Origin of the sequence: Cobetia sp. AM6, from assembly GCF_009617955.1 — a bacterium.
Taxonomy (GTDB): domain Bacteria; phylum Pseudomonadota; class Gammaproteobacteria; order Pseudomonadales; family Halomonadaceae; genus Cobetia; species Cobetia amphilecti.
On record NZ_AP021868.1, the window covers coordinates 1,242,285 to 1,265,778 of the forward strand.

At 64.2% G+C, this 23,494-nt stretch carries 18 protein-coding genes; 14 read left to right on the plus strand and 4 right to left on the minus strand.

Annotation, left to right across the window (positions count from 1 at the left end; translation table 11 throughout):
- Window positions 1-221: 221 nt before the first annotated feature.
- Complete coding sequence (locus CLAM6_RS05295) at window positions 222-1,163, plus strand: methyltransferase domain-containing protein (RefSeq protein WP_153635338.1); 942 nt, start codon at window positions 222-224, stop codon at window positions 1,161-1,163.
- A gap of 81 nt (window positions 1,164-1,244) precedes the next feature.
- Window positions 1,245-2,300, plus strand: a complete 1,056-nt coding sequence (locus CLAM6_RS05300) for a methyltransferase (protein WP_153635339.1) — start codon at window positions 1,245-1,247, stop codon at window positions 2,298-2,300.
- Window positions 2,301-2,345: 45 nt separating this feature from the next.
- Here CLAM6_RS05300 and CLAM6_RS05305 read toward each other — a convergent pair whose 3' ends face one another.
- Window positions 2,346-2,885 (minus strand): GreA/GreB family elongation factor, encoded by a 540-nt coding sequence (locus CLAM6_RS05305; protein WP_153635340.1) that lies wholly within the window; start codon window positions 2,883-2,885, stop codon window positions 2,346-2,348.
- A 196-nt stretch (window positions 2,886-3,081) separates the two neighbouring features.
- Between CLAM6_RS05305 and CLAM6_RS05310 the strand changes: the two genes are divergently transcribed.
- The 6 genes from CLAM6_RS05310 to cysN all read left to right on the plus strand — a co-directional run bounded on the left by CLAM6_RS05310 (window position 3,082) and on the right by cysN (window position 9,231).
- Window positions 3,082-3,765, plus strand: coding sequence for a tetratricopeptide repeat protein (locus CLAM6_RS05310; protein WP_153635341.1), 684 nt, complete (start codon window positions 3,082-3,084; stop codon window positions 3,763-3,765).
- A gap of 357 nt (window positions 3,766-4,122) precedes the next feature.
- The gene (locus CLAM6_RS05315) at window positions 4,123-4,761 is read left to right on the plus strand and encodes an NUDIX domain-containing protein (protein ID WP_043337028.1); all 639 of its coding nucleotides are present in this window, start codon (window positions 4,123-4,125) and stop codon (window positions 4,759-4,761) included.
- Between the two features lie 325 nt (window positions 4,762-5,086).
- The gene (locus CLAM6_RS05320; protein ID WP_043337025.1) at window positions 5,087-5,533 is read left to right on the plus strand and encodes a DUF1249 domain-containing protein; all 447 of its coding nucleotides are present in this window, start codon (window positions 5,087-5,089) and stop codon (window positions 5,531-5,533) included.
- A 120-nt stretch (window positions 5,534-5,653) separates the two neighbouring features.
- On the plus strand, window positions 5,654-6,400 hold the full coding sequence (locus CLAM6_RS05325) for a metallophosphoesterase (protein WP_153635342.1): 747 nt from the start codon (window positions 5,654-5,656) through the stop codon (window positions 6,398-6,400).
- Between the two features lie 309 nt (window positions 6,401-6,709).
- Window positions 6,710-7,621 carry a sulfate adenylyltransferase subunit CysD gene (gene cysD / locus CLAM6_RS05330; RefSeq protein ID WP_054557074.1) on the plus strand — a complete coding sequence of 304 codons (912 nt, stop codon included), beginning with the start codon at window positions 6,710-6,712 and terminating at the stop codon, window positions 7,619-7,621.
- A gap of 158 nt (window positions 7,622-7,779) precedes the next feature.
- Window positions 7,780-9,231, plus strand: coding sequence for a sulfate adenylyltransferase subunit CysN (cysN, locus tag CLAM6_RS05335; RefSeq protein WP_153635343.1), 1,452 nt, complete (start codon window positions 7,780-7,782; stop codon window positions 9,229-9,231).
- 165 nt (window positions 9,232-9,396) lie between these two features.
- Here cysN and CLAM6_RS05340 read toward each other — a convergent pair whose 3' ends face one another.
- On the minus strand, window positions 9,397-10,614 hold the full coding sequence (locus CLAM6_RS05340) for a globin domain-containing protein (RefSeq protein WP_153635344.1): 1,218 nt from the start codon (window positions 10,612-10,614) through the stop codon (window positions 9,397-9,399).
- 193 nt (window positions 10,615-10,807) lie between these two features.
- Between CLAM6_RS05340 and norR the strand changes: the two genes are divergently transcribed.
- Entirely contained in the window at window positions 10,808-12,571 is a 1,764-nt protein-coding gene (gene norR / locus CLAM6_RS05345; protein ID WP_172978628.1) for a nitric oxide reductase transcriptional regulator NorR, read from the plus strand.
- Window positions 12,572-12,735: 164 nt separating this feature from the next.
- Here the strand turns inward: norR and cmoB are convergent, their stop codons facing one another.
- Window positions 12,736-13,764, minus strand: a complete 1,029-nt coding sequence (gene cmoB / locus CLAM6_RS05350; RefSeq protein ID WP_153635346.1) for a tRNA 5-methoxyuridine(34)/uridine 5-oxyacetic acid(34) synthase CmoB — start codon at window positions 13,762-13,764, stop codon at window positions 12,736-12,738.
- A gap of 31 nt (window positions 13,765-13,795) precedes the next feature.
- The gene (gene cmoA, locus CLAM6_RS05355; RefSeq protein WP_043335167.1) at window positions 13,796-14,542 is read right to left on the minus strand and encodes a carboxy-S-adenosyl-L-methionine synthase CmoA; all 747 of its coding nucleotides are present in this window, start codon (window positions 14,540-14,542) and stop codon (window positions 13,796-13,798) included.
- Window positions 14,543-14,746: 204 nt separating this feature from the next.
- Between cmoA and pgi the strand changes: the two genes are divergently transcribed.
- From pgi to serB, 5 genes are all read left to right on the plus strand, one after another.
- Window positions 14,747-16,450 carry a glucose-6-phosphate isomerase gene (gene pgi, locus CLAM6_RS05360; protein ID WP_153635347.1) on the plus strand — a complete coding sequence of 568 codons (1,704 nt, stop codon included), beginning with the start codon at window positions 14,747-14,749 and terminating at the stop codon, window positions 16,448-16,450.
- Window positions 16,451-16,719: 269 nt separating this feature from the next.
- Entirely contained in the window at window positions 16,720-17,472 is a 753-nt protein-coding gene (locus CLAM6_RS05365) for a YqiA/YcfP family alpha/beta fold hydrolase (protein ID WP_242007750.1), read from the plus strand.
- Window positions 17,473-17,686: 214 nt separating this feature from the next.
- Window positions 17,687-19,567 carry a DNA topoisomerase IV subunit B gene (gene parE, locus CLAM6_RS05370; protein ID WP_043335172.1) on the plus strand — a complete coding sequence of 627 codons (1,881 nt, stop codon included), beginning with the start codon at window positions 17,687-17,689 and terminating at the stop codon, window positions 19,565-19,567.
- Between the two features lie 142 nt (window positions 19,568-19,709).
- Entirely contained in the window at window positions 19,710-21,986 is a 2,277-nt protein-coding gene (parC, locus tag CLAM6_RS05375; RefSeq protein WP_153635348.1) for a DNA topoisomerase IV subunit A, read from the plus strand.
- Between the two features lie 106 nt (window positions 21,987-22,092).
- Window positions 22,093-23,304 carry a phosphoserine phosphatase SerB gene (serB, locus tag CLAM6_RS05380; protein WP_153635349.1) on the plus strand — a complete coding sequence of 404 codons (1,212 nt, stop codon included), beginning with the start codon at window positions 22,093-22,095 and terminating at the stop codon, window positions 23,302-23,304.
- Window positions 23,305-23,494 lie beyond the last annotated feature (190 nt).

The following is a 23,494-nucleotide window of genomic DNA, read 5'->3' on the forward strand; positions in this document are numbered from 1 at the left end:
TCTGCCCCATGACCTCTTTCCTCGCCATGTGCCGTTCCTTGGCCCCTCGATGCAGGCGCCATTCTACGCCGATCCATTTGGCGGAGGAAATGCGTGGCGGCGGGCCGTCAGCGGCATCAGTGGGCGGTTCATCCGCACCGAGAAGTGCCTTTGGCGAGTGAGTGAGGCATTATCTGCACCATCGCTTCGTCAGTTCTTTCTCCTTCGCCAAGATATTCTCCATGCCTGAGCCGAAAACCTCGTCCCGCGCTGGCGCCTCTCGCGTTCGCCGTGCCACCGCTGATCGTCATTTCGACGGTCTGGCCGACAAGTTCGAACGTGGTTTCTACACCACGGAGCGCGGCCGTGTTCGTCTTGCGCTGACCCAGCGTCTGATGGATGAGAGTTTCTCGCACCTGCCGCCTTCCCCGGTACTGGAAATCGGTGCGGGGCTCGGGCAGACCGCTCACTGGTGGCTCACGCGTGGGCACCACCTCACGCTGGTCGAACCCTCTGGCGAGATGCGTGAGCGCGCGAAACGCTTCCTGAGCACTGCCGCGCCGCAAGGCCAGGGGCTGTCCGCTGGTTCGACGGCTGATCCATCCCGGGCGGCTCAGGCGGCGTCAGATCCGCAAGTGCCTGGTCACGCCGACGCGCTGTCGAATGATGAGCCGTTCGCTGGGCGACTGATCTGGGAGGGGCGTGATCTGCAGGGCTTCGCTGCTGAGACGGACAAACGGTGGCCGGTGGTGGTGTGCCATGCCGTGCTGGAGTGGCTGGTCGATCCCCGGGAGGGGTTTGCATTGCTCGCGAAGTTGCTGGCGCCCGGCGGCGTCATGTCGCTGAGTGTCTTCAATCGCGATGCGCTGGCGTTTTCCAATGTCAGCAAGGGCAATTTCGACAAGGTACTGGAAGGGCGCCTGGCAGGCTGGGGTACCGGCAAGCGCTTGACGCCCATCTCACCGCTACGCGATGGCGAGATACGTCAGTGGGCCGCGGAGGCGGGGCTTGAGGTGCGTGAGCTGACCGGGCTGCGCGTCTTCCACGACTATCTGCGTTCACGCGACCCGCTGAGCGAGGCTGACATGCAGAAATTGCTGGCGCTCGAGTGTCAGCACTGGCGCACGACCCCCTTCGTCTATCTGGGCCGCTATCTGCACTATGAGCTGGTGCGCCCGGCCTGAGGCGGTACCCGCACAACCGCATTGTTTCGATATCCGGCGCCCTCGCCGTTGTCCGTATCTTCTTACCCTGTTGGAGTCTTCATGTCTGCTCAAACCCCCGCCTGTCAGCTACTAGAGCGTCAGGACAGTGATTTTCGTGATTGGCTGTGGGTCGCTGCGCCGCGTGATGACTGGTGGCTGTCATCGGACCGCCAGCGGCGTGTCTGGGGGCATGACACCGGTATCGTGAATGCCGCGCGGGAAGCAGGGCACCGGGTCAGCCATGCGGTGTTCTTCGCCGATGCGCGAGCTGATGACACCATCGCGCAAGCCGCGGGCGCCATCGTGTTCTGGCCCAAGGCGCACGCGCTGGGCGAGTGGTGGCTGGTGGCGCTATGCCAGGTGTTGCCGGCCGGTACGCCGATCAAGGTGGTGGGCGAGGTCAACGGTGGCATCAAGCGCGCTGAGCGCATCCTCAAGGCGCTGGGGATGACGGCGCGCAAGGACGATACCGCGCGCCGTTGCCAGCTGTGGTCATCCGCCACGCGTGAGTTGACGGCCGAACAGGCCGCCAGCAGTGAATCGCCACTGGCAGTGGCTGGACAATGGACAGAAGGCTGGGGCGAATTCGAGGCGCTGGAGATGCGACTGACCAGCCATCCGGGACTGTATGGCAATGCCAAGCTGGACCCGGGTACCGCGCTGCTGCTGGAGAACCTGCCGACCCGTGGCTACAAGCGTGCGCTGGATATCGGGGCGGGTGATGGCATCATCAGCTGCTGGCTGGCGCGTCACGGTGCGCGCGTGATGGCAGGCGACGTCAGTGCCTTCGCGGTGGAGGCGACCCGTCGCAGTCTGGCGCTCAACGGGCTTGAGGCGGACGTACGCCTGAGTGATGTCTTCGCGGCGTTCGAGGGGGAGCGGTTCGAGGCCATCGTGGCCAATCCGCCGTTCCATCATGAGCGCGATATCGATTACGGACCGGCGGCGCGCCTGATCAGCCAGGCACCGGATCACCTGATGCCCGGCGGCACCCTGACGCTGGTCGCCAATGCCTTCCTGCCGTATCCCGGTCTGCTGCAGGCGGCCTTCGGCGAGTTTGAAGTGCTCGCGGAAACGCGCCAGTTCAAGGTCTATCGTGCACGCAAGGCGCGCTGATTCCCTGCGACCTGAGCCTCTGCGGCCTGATGCCCAGCTCGCCGCTTATGCCTCCGGCGACTGATAGCGGATGGCCGTGATGATGTAGGTCGTCTCGCCACCCGGTGCGGCTACGCTCACCTCGTCATCCAGCCCCTTGCCCAGCAATGCCTGGGCAAGGGGCGCATCGACGCTGATCCAGCGGCGCGGATTGTCGGTCTCATCAGGGCCGACGATGCGAATCTCCATCTCCTCTCCTTGCTCGTCCTCCAGCGTCACGAAGGCCGCGAAATAGACGCGCTCCAGATCCGCGGGCAAGCGATCGACGACTGTCAGCTCATCCAGGCGTTTCTCCAGATAGGCGATCCTGGCGATGGTCTGATTGAGCGCCTTCTTGTTGTAGGTGTAATCCGCATTCTCGCTGCGATCCCCCATGGCGGCGGCCTCGCCCGTCTTGCGCGAAAGCTCTGGGCGCCTCACACGCCTCAGGTGGTCGGCCAAGCCCTTCATCTTCGCGAGGCCCTGCGGGGTAATCACGTTGCTCTTCTTTTCCTGGCGCGGGTCCGTCTTGGGGTCGCGCCAGCGTGTCATGTTGCGACCTTGCATGGTCTGCTCCGCTGATTCTGTGGGTAAGGCTCAAGGCGTCGTGTGTGATGTTCGCTAGCGTTGAGACCTGCGACCAAGGGTGATTGGCGGCCGATTCAAACGTTCGTTACAGTCAGTGTGTGCTCGCCGGAGCACTTGCGCGTCACCCATGCCGAATCTGCCAACAATAACGAAAATCAGGGAGCTGTCCATGCCCATGCTGCCATCTTCACACCCGTCTTGCCGTGTCATATCCCGTTGCTGTCGCGTATTGCTCTCCGGGGGCATGGCGCTGGGCATCACGCTGGCCGGCATGACCGGAGTCCATGCTGCCCCGGGCGATGATGACGTCTTCCCGCTCTCCAAGCGCTGGGCGCAGATCAATTATCAGGTCTCCGGTGATGCTCAGGAAAAGGGCATGGAGGCCCTGGGCAAGGAGGTACGCGCGCTGGCGGATCAGTATCCGGACAATGCCCATGTGCTGACCTGGGAAGGCATCATTCTGGCTTCATGGGCCAAGGCGCGCGGTGGCCTTGGAGCACTGGATCTGGCCAAGGAAGCCAAGGCCACGCTCGAGAAGGCGATCACGCTCGACCCCGAGGGCGACAACGCCTCTGCCTATGTGACGCTTGGCGCGCTCTATGACAAGGCGCCCGGCTGGCCGGTGGGCTTCGGGGATGATGAGAAGGCGGGAGAAGTGCTGCGCAAGGGGCTTGAGGTCAACCCGACGGGCATGGATACCAATTATTATTACGCCGATTATCTGGCCTCCGAAGGCCGTGATGAGGAAGCGCTCAAGCATGCGCGTCTCGCACAGGACGGGCCGCCGCGTCCCAACCGTGAGCTGGCCGATCAGGAATTGCAGAAAGAGATCGCCGCGCTGATCAAGCGCCTGCAGTGAGTCTCTGGCATCCGTATCACTTGCATGGCTGTTGGAGGCGGAGACTGGCTGGAGCGACCATCAGTGAGCCCCGCAAGTGAACGGCAGCGCTGGCGTCAGGCGCTGTTCTAACAGCCTCGAATGAATTCCCGATTCCCTGAATGACTGAGTCCTTGAGCCCCACGGCCCGAGCGGAGATCCCGCTCGGGCCGTGTCGTTTATCGCTCTGCGGGTGATAAGTCGCCCAGGTGTCTTCAGGCGGCGCCTTGAATGGCGCTGATGGCTGACTCGGTACGGCGCGGCGAGCAAGTTTGCAGGTGACGGGCTGGCCAGTCTCGCGGCAGGACAGGATAATGTCTGCTCAGCCAAGGAGGATGCATGAGCGAGCAACAAGAGCACGTCGCAGGGCAACAGGCCTTCGCACATGATGATGTCGAACTGGTCGAGGCCAGGGTGTTGCAGGACGGCTTCTTTCGCCTCGAGCAGCGCGAATTCCGCCACCAGCGTTTCAACGGTGGCTGGAGCGATGTGATCCATCGCGAGGTGCATGTCCGTCACGATGCGGTAGGCGTATTGCCCTACGACCCGGTCAACGACCGTGTGGTCTTCGTCGAACAGATTCGTGCCGGCATGCTGGAAGACGCACGCACGCCCTGGAGCCTGGAGCCGATTGCAGGGCTGGTGGACAAGGACGAACAGGCCCATGAGGTCGCGCGCCGTGAGGCGATCGAGGAGGCCGGGTGTGAGCTGACCGACCTGATCGAACTGTACCGCTACTATCCGAGCCCCGGCGCCTGTACCGAGGAGGTCACGCTGTTCATCGGTCTGTGTGACAGCAGTGGGCTGGGTGGCGTGCATGGTCTGGCCGAGGAGAATGAAGACATCCGTGTGCATGTGCTCGATTTCCAGGCGGCCCTCACGCTGCTGGAACAAGGGCGGTTGGGCAACGCGATGGCCATCATGGCCATGCAATGGCTGCTGCGTGAGCGTGCCTCGTTGCGCGTCATGCATGCCTGAGGCAGTGAAGGCGAAGCTTGGCAATCCCCCGTGTCTCACGCAGGCTTCCTCAACCTGCGCGTCAGAGCTGCTATTCTAGAGGCTTGCTGAAAACCGGCAGCCAGCAACGATCACTGTCTGCGTCCGTATCAGTCTCGGTTTTCGTCTCAGCTTCAGTCCCGAGAGCTGGACTCGAGAGTCGATAGCCGAGAGCTTATCGCCGACAGCCTGAGCGCTGGCGCAGCGCTTGATTTATCACACGTCGCCCGCATCTTGCCACGCACGATAGCGGGCGTGCTTTGACAGACAACATGCCAATGTTCTGAGATTCGCAAGGAGATCGCCCATGCAGGTCAAGAAAGCCTATGTGGCTGACCTAAAAGCACTCCATGCCGAGTGCGGGTCCAATTATCTGCGCCTCACGCGCATCCTCGGCAAGGCCGAGGCCGGTGACAGCTTCGCCTTCCCGCTGGCGGGCAATCAGGGCCACTTCGGCACGCTGCTGCTCGAGGTGGTCGAATGCGCGCCCTATACCACCATGGTCACGGTCGCCCAGACCGGCGTGCTGGACCACATCATCGATTCGCCGCGCATGAGCGTGCATCTGTACCACGACGTGCGCATGGCGGAGGTCACCGACTTTCAGCGCCAGCGTCACTTCTCAGGGCGCAATCGTTACCCGAATCCGCGCATGCACCAGCCGGACGAAAAGCTTCAGCTCAATCGCTTTCTCGGCGAATGGCTGACCCATGCCCGCGCCTTCGGGCAGGCGGATGTGCCGGAGTTGCCGTGACGTTTGGGGCTGGCATGGCGCACAGGCGCTGACACCCGATGGATTTCCCGTCTTGATTGACAGAACCGCGATGGCCCGGCCGTCGCGGTTCTGTTCATTTCCCTGCTGCTCGAGAGACCGATGCGACTGATTCAGATAAGTGATTGCCATCTGCGCGCCGACCCTGATGCGCGTTCACGGCTGGGCTTCCCCTGGCGTCAGCTGGAGGCGGTGATGGCGCATGCCTCGCGCCTGCGCCCCGATATCCTGCTGGTGACCGGTGATGTCAGCCAGGATGAGAGCCCTGCCTCCTATCGCATGGCGGCAGATCTGTTCGATGGCCTTGGCTGCCCCTGGTTCTGGTTCGCGGGCAACCACGATCACCCTGAATTCATGCAGGAGCTGCGTCCCTTTCATCACGAGCTGGATCTGGGCGACTGGCGACTGCTGTGTCTGGATTCGCGCGTCACCGGGCAGGCCGGGGGGGAGCTTGGCGAGGAGCAATTGAGCGAGCTTGCGCAGTCACTGGCGCTGTCCGTCGAGCTGGACCCACGTCCGATCCTGCTGGCCATGCATCATCATCCGCTGCCGATCGGCTCGGACTGGATGGATGCGCTAGGCCTTGCCGACCGCGATGCGCTGTGGGAAACGTTGCGCCCGTACCCGCAGGTGCGGGCCGTACTGTGTGGGCATATCCATCAGGCCTTCACGCAACTCATGCCGTGTGGGCAGGGCAGTGTGGCCGTCTATGGCGTTCCCTCCACCTCCGATCAGTTCGCTCCGCTCAGCCATGATTTCGCCGTGGATGAGGCGGCGCGCCCCGGCCTGCGCGTGGTGGATCTCGATGGCGAGCATCTCGAGACCTGGGTGGAGCGGGTCACGCTCTAGCCAGTCTCGCAAGGAAGGGCGGGCAAGCTCGCCCCATGCGCTGCCACAGCGTCAGCATGAATGATCTGGGCGTCAGCATGAATGCCCTCGGTGTCATCAGCGGGGTGCAAGGCCCACAGGTATCAGGTATGCCTTTTTGGTCTTAAAAGATAGTTTCTGATTCTTTGACGTTATCAAGGCGGGGCGAGTACCGTGTAACCATTCGGCGTGCTCCCTCGGGGCATCCATCTGTCGCTGACAGAGCGCGCCACTGACTTCACGGGCCGCCTCTCGGGGCGTGTCCCAACGCTCACGAGGTTGCCGCACGCAATGCTTACCCCCGAACGTCAGACCCACCTCAAGCAGCTTGAGGCCGAATCCATTCACATCATCCGTGAAGTGGCAGCGGAATTTGCCAATCCGGTCATGCTGTACTCCATTGGCAAGGATTCCGCCGTCATGCTGCACCTGGCGCGCAAGGCCTTTGCGCCGGGCGTCCCGCCGTTCCCGCTGATGCACGTCAACACCACCTGGAAGTTCCAGGAAATGATCAAGTTCCGCGACGAGATGGCCGCGGAAGTCGGCATGGAGTTGATCGAGCACATCAACCAGGAAGGCGTCGAGGCGGGCATCAACCCGTTCGATCACGGCAGTGCCAAGTACACCGACATCATGAAGACCGCCGGTCTCAAGCAGGCACTCGACAAGCACGGCTTCGATGCCGCCTTCGGTGGTGCACGTCGTGATGAGGAAGCCTCGCGCGCCAAGGAGCGTGTCTACTCCTTCCGTGATCAGTACCATCGCTGGGACCCCAAGAATCAGCGTCCGGAGCTGTGGAACATCTACAACTCCAAGATCAACAAGGGTGAGTCCATCCGCGTCTTCCCGCTCTCCAACTGGACCGAGCTGGACATCTGGCAGTACATCTATCTCGAATCCATCAAGATCGTGCCGCTGTACTACTCCGCCGTGCGTCCGGTGGTGAAGCGTGACGGCCTCGACATCATGGTCGACGACGACCGTCTGCCGCTCAAGGAGGGCGAAGTGCCGGAAATGAAGTCCGTGCGCTTCCGTACCCTGGGCTGCTACCCGCTGACCGGCGCCGTGGAATCCACCGCCGCGACCCTGCCGGAAATCATCCAGGAAATGCTGCTGACGCGTACCAGCGAGCGCTCCGGGCGTGCGATCGATCACGACCAGGCAGGCTCGATGGAGAAGAAGAAGCGCGAAGGTTATTTCTAAGGTCGCCTCAGCACATTGCCTGCAGGCGCCGCCACGCGGCGCTTGATGACCCGAACGAACAATTCGCCTGATGAGTCGGCTCGCAGCCTCATGAGACACTGGTTCGCGACACTGGCTCGCCACCTCATCAGGCCCATGACAGCGGCAAGGAGAAGAGTGTGTCCCACGCGTCAGACAAGATTTCCGCGGATATCGAAGCCTACCTGCAAGAACACGAGCGCAAGGACCTGCTGCGCTTCATCACCTGCGGTAGCGTCGATGATGGCAAGTCGACCCTGATCGGTCGTCTGCTGTTCGATTCCAAGCTGATCTATGAAGATCAGCTGGCCTCCATCACCCAGGCCTCCAAGACCAGCGGCACCACCGGTGACGAGGTCGATCTGGCCCTGCTGGTCGATGGCCTGCAGTCCGAGCGTGAGCAGGGCATCACCATCGATGTCGCCTATCGCTTCTTCTCGACCGACAAGCGCAAGTTCATCATCGCCGACACGCCGGGGCACGAGCAGTACACCCGCAACATGGCCACTGGCGCCTCGTCCGCGAGCCTGGCGATCATCCTGATCGACGCGCGCTACGGCGTGCAGACCCAGACTCGTCGTCACAGCTTCATCGCCGACCTGCTGGGCATCCAGCACCTGGTGATCGCGGTCAACAAGATGGACCTGGTCGATTACTCCGAGACGCGCTTCAACGAGATCGTCGCCGAGTACCAGGAATTCGCCAACAAGCTGAACGCGCCGGACATCCGCTTCGTGCCGATGTCCGCGCTCAAGGGCGACAACGTCGTCAATCGCAGCCCGTCACTGGACTGGTACACCGTCGATGGCGAAGCGGGCCCGTCACTGCTGGAGGTGCTGGAAACCGTCGAACTGACCCACGACCAGAACCTCAGCGATCTGCGCTTCCCGGTGCAGTACGTCAATCGTCCCAACCTCGATTTCCGCGGTTACTGCGGCACCCTGGCGGCCGGTGTCGTGCGTCCGGGAGACAGCGTCAAGGTGCTGCCGTCCGGCAAGGCCTCGACCATCGAGCGCATCGTCACCTTCGATGGTGATCTCGAGATCGCCTACCCGGGTCAGGCCATTACCCTGACGCTCGACGATGAGATCGACATCTCGCGTGGCGACTGGCTGGTGGCGGCGGATGCCGAACTGCCGCTCTCCAATGCACTGGAAGCGGATGTCGTCTGGATGCACGAGAAGCCGCTGCAGCCGGGCCGTCAGTACGATATCAAGCTGGCGACCCGTGACCTGACCGGTCAGGTCAGCGCCATCGATTACCTCTACGACGTCAACACGCTGGAGCATCACGAGGGCGACAGCCTGGCGCTGAACGCCATCGGTCGCGTCCAGCTCGAGCTGACCCAGGCGGTGCCGGTAGACGACTACCGCTCAAGCCCGGGGACCGGCAGCTTCATCGTCATCGATCGTCTGAGCAACGTGACCGTCGGCGCGGGCATGATTCGCGGCGTGGGTCGCGCCGGCACCCAGGCCACCACCCAGCAGACCGACTGGGCCGCGTTTGAAGCCGACCTCAATGCGCTGGTGCGCAAGCACTTCCCGCACTGGGAAGCGCGAGATGTGCGCGAGCTGCTCGGCCGCACCAACTGATTCCGTCCTGTAGCGACAGCAGCATGGAAGTCAGCGGAATACCAACAACAACGCTGGACACGCAATAACAACACGGCCTGCTGGAATGAAGCCGGAGAACGCAAAAGCCCCCATGGCCGCAAGGCGATGGGGGCTTTTTGCATGGTGCGGCTCACACCTGGCGCATCAGGCGACAGCAGTGTCGATGGCGAGCGGGGTGGAGGGGCCGAAATGCTCGTGGTGACATTGGCTGAGCGGTACGCCGATACGGCTGAGGTGCTGGATCATGCTCTGCATGAAGCCATGCGGGCCGATCACGAAGGCCTGCAGCGACTCGGCGCTGGCACCGGTCGCGGCGATCTGCTGCGCCAGCCAGTCGCGCTCGATGATGCCCAATTGCGCATGGGGCGGCAGCGTCTCGGCCTGTTCGTAGCAGACCTGATAATGCAGCTGCGTTGGATACTGCGCGACCAGCGCCTTGAGGGTGGCGTCGAAGGCATGCACCTCGGGATTGCGCGCCGCATGCAGGTAGATCACCTGGCGGCCCGCCGCCAGCGCCGCCGTCAGCAGCGACAGCATCGGCGTCTGGCCGACACCCGCCGACAGCAACAGCACCGGGGCATCGGCGCTCTGCGGGGCAGCATGCTCGAAGGTCAGCTCGCCGGCCGGTGGCAGCAGTTCGATCTCGTCACCTGTCTTCAGCGCATGCAGGTACTGGCTGGACTGGCCGTGGGCCTCACGCTTGACCGAGATACGGCAGAAGCGCTCGTCCGGCGCGTGGGACAGGCTGTAATGGCGATGGATCACGCCCTGGGGTGTCGCCAGGCGCATGCCGATGTACTGGCCCGGCAGGAAGGAGAACATCGGGCCTTCCACCGGCGCCAGGTACAGCGAGCGAATCTCGCGGCTCTCGTCCTGTGTGCGCACGATGCGGAAGCGGCGCAGCCCCTGCCAGCCGCCGCGGGTAGCGGCGAAGCTGTCGTAGCGGCCCTGCTCGGCGGCGATCAGCACAGCGGCCAGTTCCCCATAGAGGGCGCCCCAGGCATCGGCGATCTCCGGCGTGACGGCGTCCCCCAGCACCTCGCCGATGGCGGTCATTAGGCACTCGCCGACGATGGGATAGTGTTCCGGCAGGATATTGAGCGAGACATGCTTGCTGACCACGGGCGCCAGCAGGCGGTCCACCGCCTCACGCGAGTGGCGTGCGCCGACATAGGCGAGTACGGCGCCGGCCAGCGCACGGGCCTGGCCGCCGCTGGCCTGGTGGGTCTGGTTGAACAGCGGCTTCACCTCGGGATAGCGCTCGAACATCAGCGGATAGAAGCGCGCCGTGATGGCATTGAGATGCTCGGCGACGACGGGAGCGGTGGCGGCGATCAGGTCTTCCTGGGCGTTGGTCAGCATGACGATACCTCTGATTGATGTCCCTCCCTCTATGGCAAGGGGCGTGCCAACTCTCGAGGCCAGTCGTCATGCACTCTGCAGGTCTATGATGTCAAAATGACATGGTCATGTGGCGTGTTCTAATGACATCAAGCGTGTCATGATGACATCAATCTTCAGCCCTCTCACTCCCGATATCCGCAAGGATGACCGCATGCCCGATGCCCTCTTGCCCCTGAACGATACGCCGGTCGCGGCCGTGAATGCCTGGCTCGCCGCCTGGTTGTCCCGCGAGGAGGGCGGCGAGCGGCGCGCGCTGCCATGGACGCGTCTGCTGGCCGCGATCATGCAGCAGCTGCCCGGTGAGGCGGCGACCCTGATGCGCTACCTGCCCGAGCGTGACGAGCTGTTGCCACTGGCCACCTACGGCCTGCCTGCCGAGGTGCGCGGGCGACGCTTCGCGCTGGCGGAGCACCCGCGGCTCAAGGCGATCGCCGAGCACACGGGAGTACATCGTTTCGCGTTGGACAGCGACCTGCCGGACCCCTTCGATGGCCTGCTGGGGGACGTGCATGGGCCGGATCTGTTGGTGCATGACTGTGCCGGTATCGCGCTGCGCGAGGGCGATACCCTGCTGGGAGTGATGACCTTCGATGCGCTGACGCCGGGAGTGTTGGCCCCGCTGGAATCGTTGTGCGCCTCTGCGAGTACGGACGAGCTGGCACTTCCGCTTCAGGAGTTGCAGGCCTGGTTGTCACTCCCCGCACACTGTCTGTCGCTGTCACTGCGACAGGAGTGGGCTGCGGGGGCCACGGAAGGCAGGTCAGGGCTTTCGGCACCGATGGTGGTCTCACCGACAGGCATGGCGTCACAGAGTGCCATGGCCTGCCCGCAGCGGGGCCCGGCGATGGCCAGGCTCGAGGCGCAGCTGGAGGCGGTCGCCGATACCGAGATGACGGTGCTGGTGCAGGGCGAGACCGGCGTGGGCAAGGAGGGCGTGGTCCAGCGCCTGCACGACGCTTCCCGGCGGGCTGCGCGGCCGCTGGTGCGCATCAACTGCGCCGCCTTGTCGCCGGATCTGGTCGAAAGCGCGCTGTTCGGGCATCGGCGTGGCGCCTTCTCGGGGGCGACCCACGACCATCGTGGTCACTTCGTGATGGCGGATGGCGGCACCCTGCTGCTGGATGAGATCGGCGAGCTGCCGCTGTCGCTGCAGCCCAAGCTGCTTCGGGTCTTGCAGGAGGGCGAGCTGCAGCCGCTGGGCAGCGATCGCGTGGTCAAAGTCGATGTGCGCGTCATCGCGGCCACCAATCGCGATCTCGAGGCGGAGGTCGCCGCCGGGCATTTCCGTGAAGACCTCTATCACCGCCTGAGCGTCTATCCGCTCAGGGTGCCGCCGCTGCGTGAGCGCGGACGTGCGGACCTGCTGGCGTTGGCCGGCACCTTTCTTGAGCACAACCGTACGCGCCTCGGGCTGGGCAATCTGCGCCTGACGCCGGCGGCGGAGCGCCTGCTGTGCGACTACCCCTGGCCCGGCAACGTGCGTGAACTGGAGCACTGCCTGAGCCGCGCCGCCCTGCATGCCCGGCTCGCGCATGGCGCCCACCCGACTCGCCTGCGCGCCGATGGGCGCCAGCTGGTGGTGATCACGCCGGAGCTGCTGGGGCTGGAGGTCAATACCGAGATGTCACTTGAACGGGCCACCGGCGTGGCGCAGGAGATTCAGGGTGCGCAGGTGGGGAGGGTGGATCAGACAGGCAGAGCGAGTCAGACCGGAGGAGCAAGTTCTGCACCGCGCACCGCCTGGCAGGACGGCGATGAGACGCTGGGACTGCGCGATGCCACCGAGGCGTTTCAGCGTGAACACATCTCGCGGGTCTGGCAGGCAAGTGATCGCAACTGGGCGGAGGCAGCGCGCAGACTCAAGATCGATCGCGGCAACCTGTACCGGCAGGCGCAGCGTCTGGGAATTGTCTGAGACGAGAGGCAGTGTCTGAGACGAGAGGCAGTGTCTGAGAAGAGAAAAGAAGACGGCGATGCTCATGAAGCATCGCCGTTCTTGTATTTCTGCTGCCGTCGGCCCTAGCGCGACGAGAAGTCCGTGTCTCTAACGCGCGTTCAGGTGCCTGCTCAGACGCCAGGTCAGGCGCGAGTGGCGATCAGCACCGCACGCCGCGGCGCCGGGTGGCCTTCGCGGGTCAGGCTCGGGTCAGCGGGGTCGAGGAAGTCGCTCAGCGAGTGGTAGGTCATCCAGTCGGTGGCACGCTGCTCGTCCAGGGTGGTCACAGCTTCATCGACGATGCGCACGTCCTTGAAACCGGCGCGCTCGCACCAGTGGGCCAGCGCCTGCGAGGAGGGCAGGAAGTAGACATTGGGCATCGCGGCGTAGCGCTCGCCGGGCATCAGCACCGTCGTCACGTCACCTTCCACCACCAGGGTTTCCAGCACCAGCTCGCCGCCGGGACGCAGGGTGTCACGCAGCTGGAAGAGGTGGTCCATCGGCGAGGGGCGATGATAGAGCACGCCCATCGAGAATACGCTATCGAAGGCGCCCATCTTCGCTGGCACATCCTCGATGCCCACCGGCAGGAAGTGCAGGTTGCGGCCCCGGGGGTGATCCGCGCCGATGAAGTGACGCACGGCATGGAACTGGCAGTAGAAGCGCGGTGAAGGGTCGATCACCAGCGTGAAGGCCGCGCCTGCACCAACCATGCGCCAGCCGTGGTAGCCATTGCCGCCGCCGACATCCAGCACGCGGCGATGGGTGAGGTCCGACAGGTGCGGCGCGAGACGCTGCCACTTCCAGTCGGAGTGCCATTCAGTGTCGATATGGATCTCGTCGAGCTGATAGGGGCCCTTGCGCCACGGCATCATCGCACGCAGCAGGTTCTCGCTCTGGCGCAGCTGTCCGCTAGTCAGGCCAGTCGGAAAGCGTGCGCCGACCCGGTCGGCATCCAGCTGTACATCGCGATCGTCGGGCAGGGCGGGCAGCTTTTCCAGCGCGCCATGCCAGGCCTTGAGGTCGGCGTGACGCTTGCGGTCCAGGCCATTGGCCAGTTGCTCGGGCAGGGCGCCCAGCCAGCGGGCGAAGCCGTCGCCGACGGCGCCTGGCTCACAGGCAAGCTCGGTGAAGGCGCGGTAAAGGTCGCGGTCATACGGGGAAATGCTCATGCGCTGGGTCGGGTCCGTGCAGGCGTAGCGGTCATTCGGCGGCTTTGAAGGCGACCATCGATGCGAAATTCAGGTATTGCAGCCAGGTGTGGCTGCGCTGGAAGCCGGCGCGCGCCAGGCGCTCGTGATGCGTGTTCAGGCTGTCGGGCTTCATCACGTCCTCGAGGGCCTCACGTTTCTGGGAGATTTCCAGATCGGAGTAGCCGTTGGCGCGCTTGAAGTCATGATACCGTTCGATCAGCCAGGCATTCTCGACCGGATCATCGCTGATGATCTTCTCGGAGAGGATCAGCACGCCGCCGGGTTCCAGCGCCGCGAACAGCTTGTCGATCACGGCGTCGCGGTCTTCCGGCGGCAGGAACTGCAACGTCAGATTGACCACGATCATGCCGGCCGGCTGATAGTCGAGAGTGCGAATATCAGCTTCGGTGACGTTGATGCGGTGGTCGGGGAAGGCCTCGGCGAGTTCGCGGCTGGCGCGCTCGACCATCGGTCTGGACAGATCGACGGCCTCGATCTCGATATCCTCGGCGGCCATCTCGCGGGCCAGCGCCATGCTGGCAGCACCCAGTGAGCAGCCCAGATCATAGACCCGCGCGCCGGGGCGCAGGTGGGCGCGGGCCATCAGGCCCAGCATGGCGATGATCTGACCGTAACCCGGCACCGAGCGGCGCAGCATGTCCGGAAAGCAGCTGACGACCTGCTCGTCGAAGGAGAAGCTGGCGACACGGTCAAGGGGTGTCGTAAATATCGCGTCACGGTAAGATGCATCACTCATGGATCAAGGCTTCATCGGGCAGTGGGCCAGGGCGACATGCCTGTGGCCGAGGACCGGCCGGGCAGAGCGCCCCGTCGGGCCCGCCATTCTACGCATTCGGCGCCCGTGACGCACCCGTCACGGCCGGCGGGTGATGCCTCCATCAATCGATTTCAGGCCGGGCCGTGCAGGGCCGGTCATTACACTTCAAGGAGAGAGGTGGCCATGTCCACTCAATCAGCGGCACGTTCTGCGCGTCGTAATACCCAGGCCTGGCAGGCTCTCGCGCGCCATCATCAAGAGCAGATGGCCGATGTGCATCTGAAGGACCTGTTCGCCGAGGATGCGGCGCAAGGGCGTGACCGAGTGGCGACCTTCACGCGCTCAGCCGCGGGACTGCGTCTGGATCTCTCCAAGCAGCGCCTCACGGGCGAGACCCTGGAGCTGCTGCTGGATCTGGCGCGCGAAACCGGCGTCGAGCAGGGCATCAAGCGCCTACTTGCCGGTGAACATGTCAATCGCTCCGAAGACCGTCCGGCGCTGCACGCCGCGCTGCGTCTGCCGCGCTCCGCCAGCCTCGAGGTGGACGGCGAGGATATCGTGCCGGCCATCCACGAGAGCCTCGAGCACCTGGCCGAGATGGTCGACACCTTCCACAGCGGCCAGTGGCGCGGCGCCACCGGCAAGCCGATCACCGACGTGGTCAACCTCGGTGTCGGTGGCTCGGACCTGGGCCCGCTGATGGTCTCCAGCGCCTTGAGCGATTGCCGTCCCAAGGACATCCACGAGATCGGCGTGCACTTCGCCTCGACCATGGATGGCTCCCAGCTGGCGGATTATCTGGAATCCTTCAGCCCGGAAACCACGCTGTTCATCCTGTCCTCCAAGTCATTCTCGACCATCGACACGCTGTCCAATGCCCGCACCGCGCGCGACTGGCTGAAATCACGCCTCGACCCGGAAGGGCGCCTGGAAGCGCTGATCAATCGTCAGCACTTTATCGGCGCTTCCGCCAAGCCGGAAAAGATGACCGAGTGGGGCATCGCGCCGGAACATCAGCTGCTGTTCTGGGATTGGGTCGGCGGCCGCTATTCGCTGTGGGGCACCATCGGTCTGCCCATCGCGCTCAATGTCGGCATGGACAACTTCCGTCGCCTGCTGGCCGGGGCGCATGAGCTGGATGAGCACTTCCGCACCGCGCCGCTGGAAGACAACCTGCCGGTGCTGCTGGCGCTGGCCGGGATCTGGAACAACAACTTCCTCGATATCCGCGCCCACTCCATCCTGCCCTACGATGGTCGCCTGGAATACTTCGCAAGCTACCTCGAGCAGCTGGAGATGGAATCCAACGGCAAGTCAGTGACCAACGATGGCGAGATGATCGACTACTCGACCTGTCCGGTGCTGTGGGGCCAGCTGGGGCCGAACGCTCAGCACGCCTTCTATCAGCTGCTGCACCAGGGCACCCAGGCGGTCGAGTGTGACTTCATCGCGCCGATGTGCCGTTATGACCATGTCGAGGATGCCGAGACGCGCGCCCACCTCAAGGCACAGCACCGCCTGACGCTGGCCAACTGCTTCGCCCAGTCACGTGTGCTGATGCTGGGCGATGACGCCATCCCCGGTGATGAGGCGCAGCCGAACCACAAGCGCTACCGTGGCAATCAGCCGTCGACCACGCTGCTGCTGGAGACGCTGACACCGGAAACGCTGGGTGCGTTGATTGCGCTCTACGAGCAGAAGGTCTTCGTTCAGGCCACCATCTGGGATATCAACCCGTTCGATCAGTGGGGCGTGGAGCTGGGCAAGCAGATCGCCACCGCCACCGAAGCGACCATGACCACCGGCGAAGGTTTCGACACGCTGGACGCCTCCAGCCGTGCGCTGATCGAAGCGGTGTGGGCAGCCCAGGATCAGGACCCGCGCTGAGCCCTCGGCGGATGTGAGTGAGAGTGAGAGTGCGTGAGTGAGGGCATGCTGATATGCCATGCAAGACGAGCGGCGGCGGCAGTCGTCGTTCTCTGTTGATTTATACAGTATTCTCGCTATCCTATAAGCGAATCAATCGTTTACACTAGACAGCACGACGCGGACCGTCGAAATCCCTGCTTCCAGCATATGAACGCTCGAGAGATGCCCAGCCATCTTGAGGCGTGGGAGGGGAGGTTTCGCGGTCTGACGTGTTGTCGGGAGTGCTGATGGCCAATTCCCCCTTACCGTCAGATACGGCAGCGATGCACGCCGCCGCGCCCGTCAAGGGTCTGCTGTATCTGCACGGCTTCAATTCGGCCAGTTGTTCGCCCAAGGCACGCTTGATGCAGCGCGCGGCAGAGCAGTTCGGCCTGCCGTGCGTGATGCCGGACATCCCCCCGGAGCCCGGTGCGGGTCAGGCGGCGGTCAACGCGGCCTATCTCACGTTGTGTGAGCGCCTGGCGCTGGACCCCGCAGACCCTGCCTGTGATGACGCCATCATGGTGATCGGCAGCTCCATGGGCGGCTTTCTGGCCACCTGGCTGGTCGCGCGTGAGGCCGCACGCCTCGAGGGGCCGGCAGGTCCTTCTCAGAGCGTCTGGCGTCAGGGGCCGCGCAGTGTGCTGATCAATCCGGCCGTGCGTCCCGCGCGACTGGTCAGCGAATGGCTCGGTTCGGTGCATGCCAATCCCTATACCGGCGTGACGTTCACCGTCACCGAGGAGTTCGGGCCCGGACTGCTCGCATTGGAAGCGGAGCCGGTCACGGCGCAGCGCACCCTGGTGCTGTTGGCGACGGCCGATGAGACATTGGATGTCAATGATGCCGCAGGGCTCTATCAGGGAAGTCGCTTGATCATCACGCCGGGTGGCGATCACGGCTTTGCGCAGCTGGCGGAATACCTGCCGGCGATCATGGCGCATGGCGGGCACCGGCTGGCCCCCGCCACCGCAGCGGCGATGCATGTCGCGCCGGACTAGCAGGTCATGCGCGTGGTGCTTTCTGCTACGACACACCACGACTTGGCTGGGCACGGCACCTCTTGGCACGACATGGATTGGCACGACTTGGCAGGGCGTTCGATGCTGAACGCCAGGCGCCGGTCTCTCATTTTTCAGGAATCCGTTGTCCGTCTCGCGCACGTGAAATGGCGAGTCGGATGGCGGACGTCAACACCAAGGACACAAGGCTGCGATGAGTCAGTACAGCGCCAGTTCCATTGAGGTCCTCTCCGGCCTCGAACCGGTCCGCAAGCGGCCCGGCATGTATACCGACACTTCTCGGCCCAACCATCTGGCGCAGGAAGTCATCGACAACTCCGTCGATGAGGCGCTGGCGGGGCACGCGAAGGAAATCCGCGTGCGCCTGCTCGAGAATGGCGGTATCGAGGTCGGCGATGACGGTCGTGGCATGCCCACCGACATCCACCCCGAGCATGGCGTGACCGGCATCGAGCTGATCCTCACCAAGCTGCACGCGGGGGGCAAGTTCTCCCAGGACAGCTATCGCTTCTCCGGCGGCCTGCACGGCGTGGGCGTCTCGGTGGTCAATGCGCTGTCGACGCGTCTGGAAGTGGAAGTGTGCCGCGATGGCCTGCGTCAGCGCATCGCCTTCGAGAATGGCGAGAAGGCCGAGGAGCTGACCCAGATCGGCACCGTCGGCAAGCGCAATACCGGCACTCTGGTGCGCTTCTGGCCGGACGAGAGCTACTTCGACAGCCCGCGCCTGGCGATGCCGCGCCTGCGCCACCTGCTGCGTGCCAAGGCCGTGCTGTGTCCGGGCCTCAAGGTCGTGCTCATCGAGACCGATGGCAGCGAGACGACCTGGCATTACGAGGATGGCCTGCGCGATTACCTGCTCGGCGCCACCGATGGCTTCGAGCGCCTGCCGGAATCGCCGTTCGTCGGCCATTTCGAGGACGAGGAGCACGGGGTCGACTGGGCGATCCAGTGGCTGCCGGAAGGCGGCGAGCTGGTGCAGGAACCCTACGTCAACCTGATCCCCACGCCGCTGGGCGGCACCCACGTCAATGGCTTGCGCTCCGGTCTGCTCGAGGCACTCAAGGAATTCTGCGACTACCGCAGCCTGCTGCCGCGTGGCGTCAAGCTGAGCGCGGATGACCTGTGGGAGCGCGCCGCCTTCGTGCTGTCGGTGAAGATGCTCGATCCGCAGTTCGCCGGCCAGACCAAGGAGCGCCTGTCCTCGCGCAGCGTCGCCGCCTTCGTCTCCGGCGTGGTCAAGGACGCCTTCTCGCTGTGGCTCAACCACCATGTCGATCAGGCCGAAGCGCTGGCGGAACTGGTGATCTCGGCGGCCCAGCGCCGTCTGAAGAGCGCCAAGAAGGTCGCGCGCAAGAAGGTCACCTCCGGGCCTGCGCTGCCGGGCAAGCTCTCGGACTGCTCAAGCTCCGACCCTGCCGACAGCGAGCTGTTTCTGGTCGAGGGTGACTCCGCCGGCGGCAGCGCCAAGCAGGGCCGCAACCGCGAGACCCAGGCGATCCTGCCGCTGCGTGGCAAGATCCTCAATACCTGGGAAGTCGAGTCGCATGACATCTACTCCTCCCAGGAAGTCCACGACATCGCGGTCGCCATCGGCCTGGATCCGGGCTCGGATGACCTCACCAAGCTGCGCTATCACAAGGTCTGCATCCTGGCGGATGCCGACTCCGATGGTCTGCACATCGCCACGCTGCTGTGCGCGCTGTTCGTGCGTCACTTCCCGGCGCTGGTGGATGCCGGGCGCGTCTTCGTCGCCATGCCGCCGCTGTACCGCATCGACCTGGGCAAGGAAGTACATTACGCCCTGGACGAGAGCGAGAAGGCGCACATCCTCAAGCAGCTCGAGAGCAAGCGTGGCACGCCCAATGTGCAGCGCTTCAAGGGTCTGGGTGAGATGAATCCGCTGCAGCTGCGGGAAACGACCATGGCACCGGACACCCGACGTCTGGTGCAGCTGACGCGCAGTGCGGATGACGGCACCCACGAGATGCTCGACATGCTGCTGGCCAAGAAGCGCGCCAGTGATCGCAAGAGCTGGCTCGAGGACTACGGCAACATGGCCGATATCGAGGTCTGATCATCGGTTGAGCTTCGAGCGCAGCTGAACTTCGAAAGCAGCTGAACTTCGAAAGCCAGACAAGCTGCGCGACAGCATTCTTTCGGGAGCGCCACAGTCAGGCGCTCCCCGGTTTTACGCTCGTAATCAAGGTCAAGCGCCCATGAGCATGGATATCCAGGTCGCGGAGGGTGACGTCGAACGTCTGGCCCTGCGCGACTACACCGAAAAGGCGTACCTCGACTACTCGATGTACGTGATTCTCGACCGCGCCTTGCCGCATGTCGGCGATGGCATGAAGCCGGTGCAGCGCCGCATCGTCTACGCCATGCGCGAACTGTCCCTGACGGCCAACGCCAAGTACAAGAAGTCGGCGCGTACCGTCGGCGACGTGCTGGGCAAGTTCCACCCCCACGGCGACAGCGCCTGTTACGAGGCGATGGTGCTGATGGCGCAGCCGTTCAGCTATCGCTATCCACTGGTGGATGGCCAGGGCAACTGGGGTAGCCAGGATGACCCCAAGTCCTTCGCGGCCATGCGTTACACCGAATCGCGGCTGTCGAAGTACTCCGAGGTGCTGCTGTCCGAGCTCTCCCAGGGCACCGTCGACTGGGTGCCCAACTTCGATGGCACCATGAACGAGCCCAAGGTGCTGCCGGCGCGTCTGCCCAATGTGCTGCTTAACGGCACCACCGGTATCGCGGTGGGCATGGCGACCGACATCCCGCCGCACAACGTGCATGAAGTCGTGGCCGCCACGCGCCATCTGCTGCGTCATCCGGACTCCGACAGCGATCAGCTGATGGAGTACCTGCCGGCACCGGACTTCCCCACCGAGGCGGAGATCATCACGCCGCGCACCGACCTCGCCAAGCTCTACCGCACCGGTCGTGGCAGCGTGAAGATGCGCGCCCGCTACGTGCTGGAAGAGGGCGATATCGTGATCACGGCGCTGCCGTATCAGGTCTCCGGCGCCAAGGTGATCGAGCAGATCGCCGCCCAGATGCAGGCCAAGAAGTTGCCGATGGTCGCGGACCTGCGTGATGAGTCCGACCACGAGAACCCGACGCGCCTGCTGATTCAGCCGCGCTCCAATCGTGTCGATATCGAAGGCCTGATGGCGCACCTGTTCGCCACCACGGACCTCGAGAAGAACGCGCGCGTCAACATGAACGTCATCGATCTCAAGGGGCGCCCGCGGGTGATGGCGCTGCACGAGATGCTGGCCGAGTGGCTGCGCTATCGTCGTGCCACCGTGCGTCGCCGCCTCGAGCATCGTCTGGCCAAGGTCGAGGACCGTCTGCATATCCTCGAGGGTCTGCTGACGGCTTACCTGAATCTCGACGAGGTGATTCGCATCATTCGCGAGGAGGAAGACCCCAAGGCCAGCCTGATCGAGACCTTCCAGCTCTCCGAGCGTCAGGCCGAGGCGATCCTCGAGCTGCGTCTGCGTCACCTGGCGCGTCTTGAAGAGATGAAGCTGCGTGGCGAGCAGGACGAGCTCAAGCGCGAGCGCAAGCACCTCAAGCATCTGCTGGGCAATGACGAGGCACTGACGGACCTGATCGACAGTGAGCTTGAGCAGGCCGCCACCGACTTCGGCGATCCACGCCGCTCGCCGCTGGTCGAGCGCGGCGAAGCCAAGGCGCTGTCGGAAGTCGAGCTGATGGGCGCCGACCCGATCACCGTCGCGCTGTCCGAGAAGGGCTGGATCCGTGCCGCCAAGGGGCATGATATCGACCCCGAAGGCCTGTCCTACAAGGCCGGCGACCGCTTCCATCTGGCGGCGCGCGGCAAGACCAATCAGCCGCTGGTGCTGCTGGATGACACCGGGCGTGCCTACACCCTGGCCGCGCACAATCTGCCCAGTGCACGCGGGCAGGGTGAACCGATCACCGGGCGCATGAATCCGGCGGCGGGGGCGGCGATGGTCGGGCTGCTGCTCGATGCGCCTTCCGCGCGCTATCTGCTGGCCTCCGATGGCGGCTATGGCTTCGTGACCACGCTCGAACAGCTGACCGGCAAGAACAAGTCCGGCAAGGCGGCGCTGACCCTGCCGCGCGGCTGTGCGGTGCTGCCACCGGTCGAGGTGCCGACAGTGCCGGAGGCTGCCGATGGCACGCCCGCGGCCCTGGAAGTGGCGGTGGTCTCCAACGAAGGGCGCCTGCTGGTCTTCCCGCTCTCCGAGCTGCCCGAGATGTCCAAGGGCAAGGGCAACAAGATGCTGTCGATTCCTGGCGAACGCGCCGCCAACCGCGAGGAGCTCGTGCGCTCGCTGGTGGTCTTGCCCGCCGGCGCGACCCTGGTGGTGCATGCCGGCAAGCGCAAGACCCTGCTCAAGGGGGCGGATCTCGATTATTATCGTGGCGAGCGTGGCCGCCGCGGCAGCAAGCTGCCCAAGGGCTTCCAGAAGGTCGACCGTCTGGCCGTCGATAGTTGAATCCGGGCCGGATGGCCTGGCTTGTTAGCTGAGGTGCGTCGGCGTTGACGCCGACATGCCCCGTGGGCGACACCTTGATGATTCATTGCTCAGGAATGATTTTCCAATGACACAACGTATCTTGATCCGTGCCACCGGTACGGCTCGTCCAGGACAGCTGGCAGGGCTTGGTCAGGCGCTGGCGCGCAGCGGCGCACGACTGCTGGACATCAATCAGAGCGTGACCTTCGGGCTGGTGTCGCTGGAAGCGCTGGTGGCTCTCGGCGCGGAGTCCGATCTGGAGGCCGCGCTGGCCGCCGCCGGTGAACAGCTGGGGCTGGATGTGCAGGCCGTGCAGGTCGGTGCTGAGGAATATGCGCGCTGGAGCCATCAGGCGGAGCGCCCGCGCTGGATTCTGACGCTGCTGGCGCCGTGTCTGCCGGCCGGCATTCTGGCCGAGGTCGGTGGCCTGACAGCCGAATTCGGCATCACCGTCGAGCTGATGCATCGTCTGTCGGGGCGTGAGCCGCTGGATGGCGAGTCACCGGCCGAAGGCGCCTGTGTCGAGTGCTGGCTGCGCCTGCCGGAGAGTGACACCGACATCAATGCCCTGCGCGAGAAGGCGCTGGCGCTGGGCGCGCTGCACGGTGTCGATATCGCGATCCAGGAAGACGATATCTGGCGTCGTCATCGTCGCCTGATCTGCTTCGACATGGATTCGACGCTGATCCAGACCGAGGTGATCGACGAGCTGGCGCGCCGTCACGGTGTCGGCGAGGAAGTCTCGGAAGTCACCGAGCGTGCCATGCGGGGCGAGCTGGACTTCAAGGAAAGCTTCCGCGAACGCATGAGCAAGCTGGAAGGCCTGGATGAGTCGGTGCTGGCCGATATCGCCGCCAATCTGCCGCTGATGGATGGGGTCGAGCGCCTGATGGCCAACCTCAAGGCGCTGGGCTATCGCACCGCGATCCTGTCCGGCGGCTTCACCTACTTCGCGCGTCATCTTCAGCAGCTGCTGGGTTTCGATGAGATCCACGCCAATGAGCTGGTGATCGTCAATGGCAAGGTCACCGGTGAAGTGCGCGAGCCGATCGTCGATGCCGAGCGCAAGGCGCTGCTGCTGCGCGAGATCGCCGAGCGTCATGGCCTGCATATGGAGCAGACCATCGCCGTCGGTGACGGTGCCAATGACCTCAAGATGCTGGCCGAGGCGGGGCTGGGCATCGCCTTCCGCGCCAAGCCGCTGGTGCGTGAACAGGCGCGCCAGTCGATCTCGACCCTGGGCCTGGATGCCGTGCTCTACCTGATGGGCTATCGCCAGCAGGATCTCGAGCACTGATCCGTGATTCAGCCGCTGAACGCCTGCGCTGAGTGACAAGCCAGTGTGTGAGTGACAACGCCCCCATCGCCGCCGCGATGGGGGCGTTGTCGTCTGGTCATCAGGTCGCAGAATAGTCCCAAAGCAGCAATGCGCTTTCGGGTGTAAGGGCTAGACTGGAGGGGAAGCGCCGACGACTCGTCGCTCGTCA

Excerpts from the sequence above, each read along its gene's own strand:
- parC (WP_153635348.1), top strand. The coding sequence starts at position 19,710 with ATGAGCATGGATATCCAGGTCGCGGAGGGTGACGTCGAACGTCTGGCC.
- pgi (WP_153635347.1), top strand. The coding sequence starts at position 14,747 with ATGTCCACTCAATCAGCGGCACGTTCTGCGCGTCGTAATACCCAGGCC.
- CLAM6_RS05320 (WP_043337025.1), top strand. The coding sequence starts at position 5,087 with ATGCAGGTCAAGAAAGCCTATGTGGCTGACCTAAAAGCACTCCATGCC.
- CLAM6_RS05315 (WP_043337028.1), top strand. The coding sequence starts at position 4,123 with ATGAGCGAGCAACAAGAGCACGTCGCAGGGCAACAGGCCTTCGCACAT.
- CLAM6_RS05310 (WP_153635341.1), top strand. The coding sequence starts at position 3,082 with ATGCTGCCATCTTCACACCCGTCTTGCCGTGTCATATCCCGTTGCTGT.
- parE (WP_043335172.1), top strand. The coding sequence starts at position 17,687 with ATGAGTCAGTACAGCGCCAGTTCCATTGAGGTCCTCTCCGGCCTCGAA.
- cysD (WP_054557074.1), top strand. The coding sequence starts at position 6,710 with ATGCTTACCCCCGAACGTCAGACCCACCTCAAGCAGCTTGAGGCCGAA.
- CLAM6_RS05325 (WP_153635342.1), top strand. The coding sequence starts at position 5,654 with ATGCGACTGATTCAGATAAGTGATTGCCATCTGCGCGCCGACCCTGAT.
- cmoB (WP_153635346.1), bottom strand. The coding sequence starts at position 13,764 with ATGAGCATTTCCCCGTATGACCGCGACCTTTACCGCGCCTTCACCGAG.
- cmoA (WP_043335167.1), bottom strand. The coding sequence starts at position 14,542 with ATGAGTGATGCATCTTACCGTGACGCGATATTTACGACACCCCTTGAC.
- norR (WP_172978628.1), top strand. The coding sequence starts at position 10,808 with ATGCCCGATGCCCTCTTGCCCCTGAACGATACGCCGGTCGCGGCCGTG.
- CLAM6_RS05295 (WP_153635338.1), top strand. The coding sequence starts at position 222 with ATGCCTGAGCCGAAAACCTCGTCCCGCGCTGGCGCCTCTCGCGTTCGC.
- serB (WP_153635349.1), top strand. The coding sequence starts at position 22,093 with ATGACACAACGTATCTTGATCCGTGCCACCGGTACGGCTCGTCCAGGA.
- CLAM6_RS05305 (WP_153635340.1), bottom strand. The coding sequence starts at position 2,885 with ATGCAAGGTCGCAACATGACACGCTGGCGCGACCCCAAGACGGACCCG.
- CLAM6_RS05365 (WP_242007750.1), top strand. The coding sequence starts at position 16,720 with ATGGCCAATTCCCCCTTACCGTCAGATACGGCAGCGATGCACGCCGCC.
- CLAM6_RS05300 (WP_153635339.1), top strand. The coding sequence starts at position 1,245 with ATGTCTGCTCAAACCCCCGCCTGTCAGCTACTAGAGCGTCAGGACAGT.
- CLAM6_RS05340 (WP_153635344.1), bottom strand. The coding sequence starts at position 10,614 with ATGCTGACCAACGCCCAGGAAGACCTGATCGCCGCCACCGCTCCCGTC.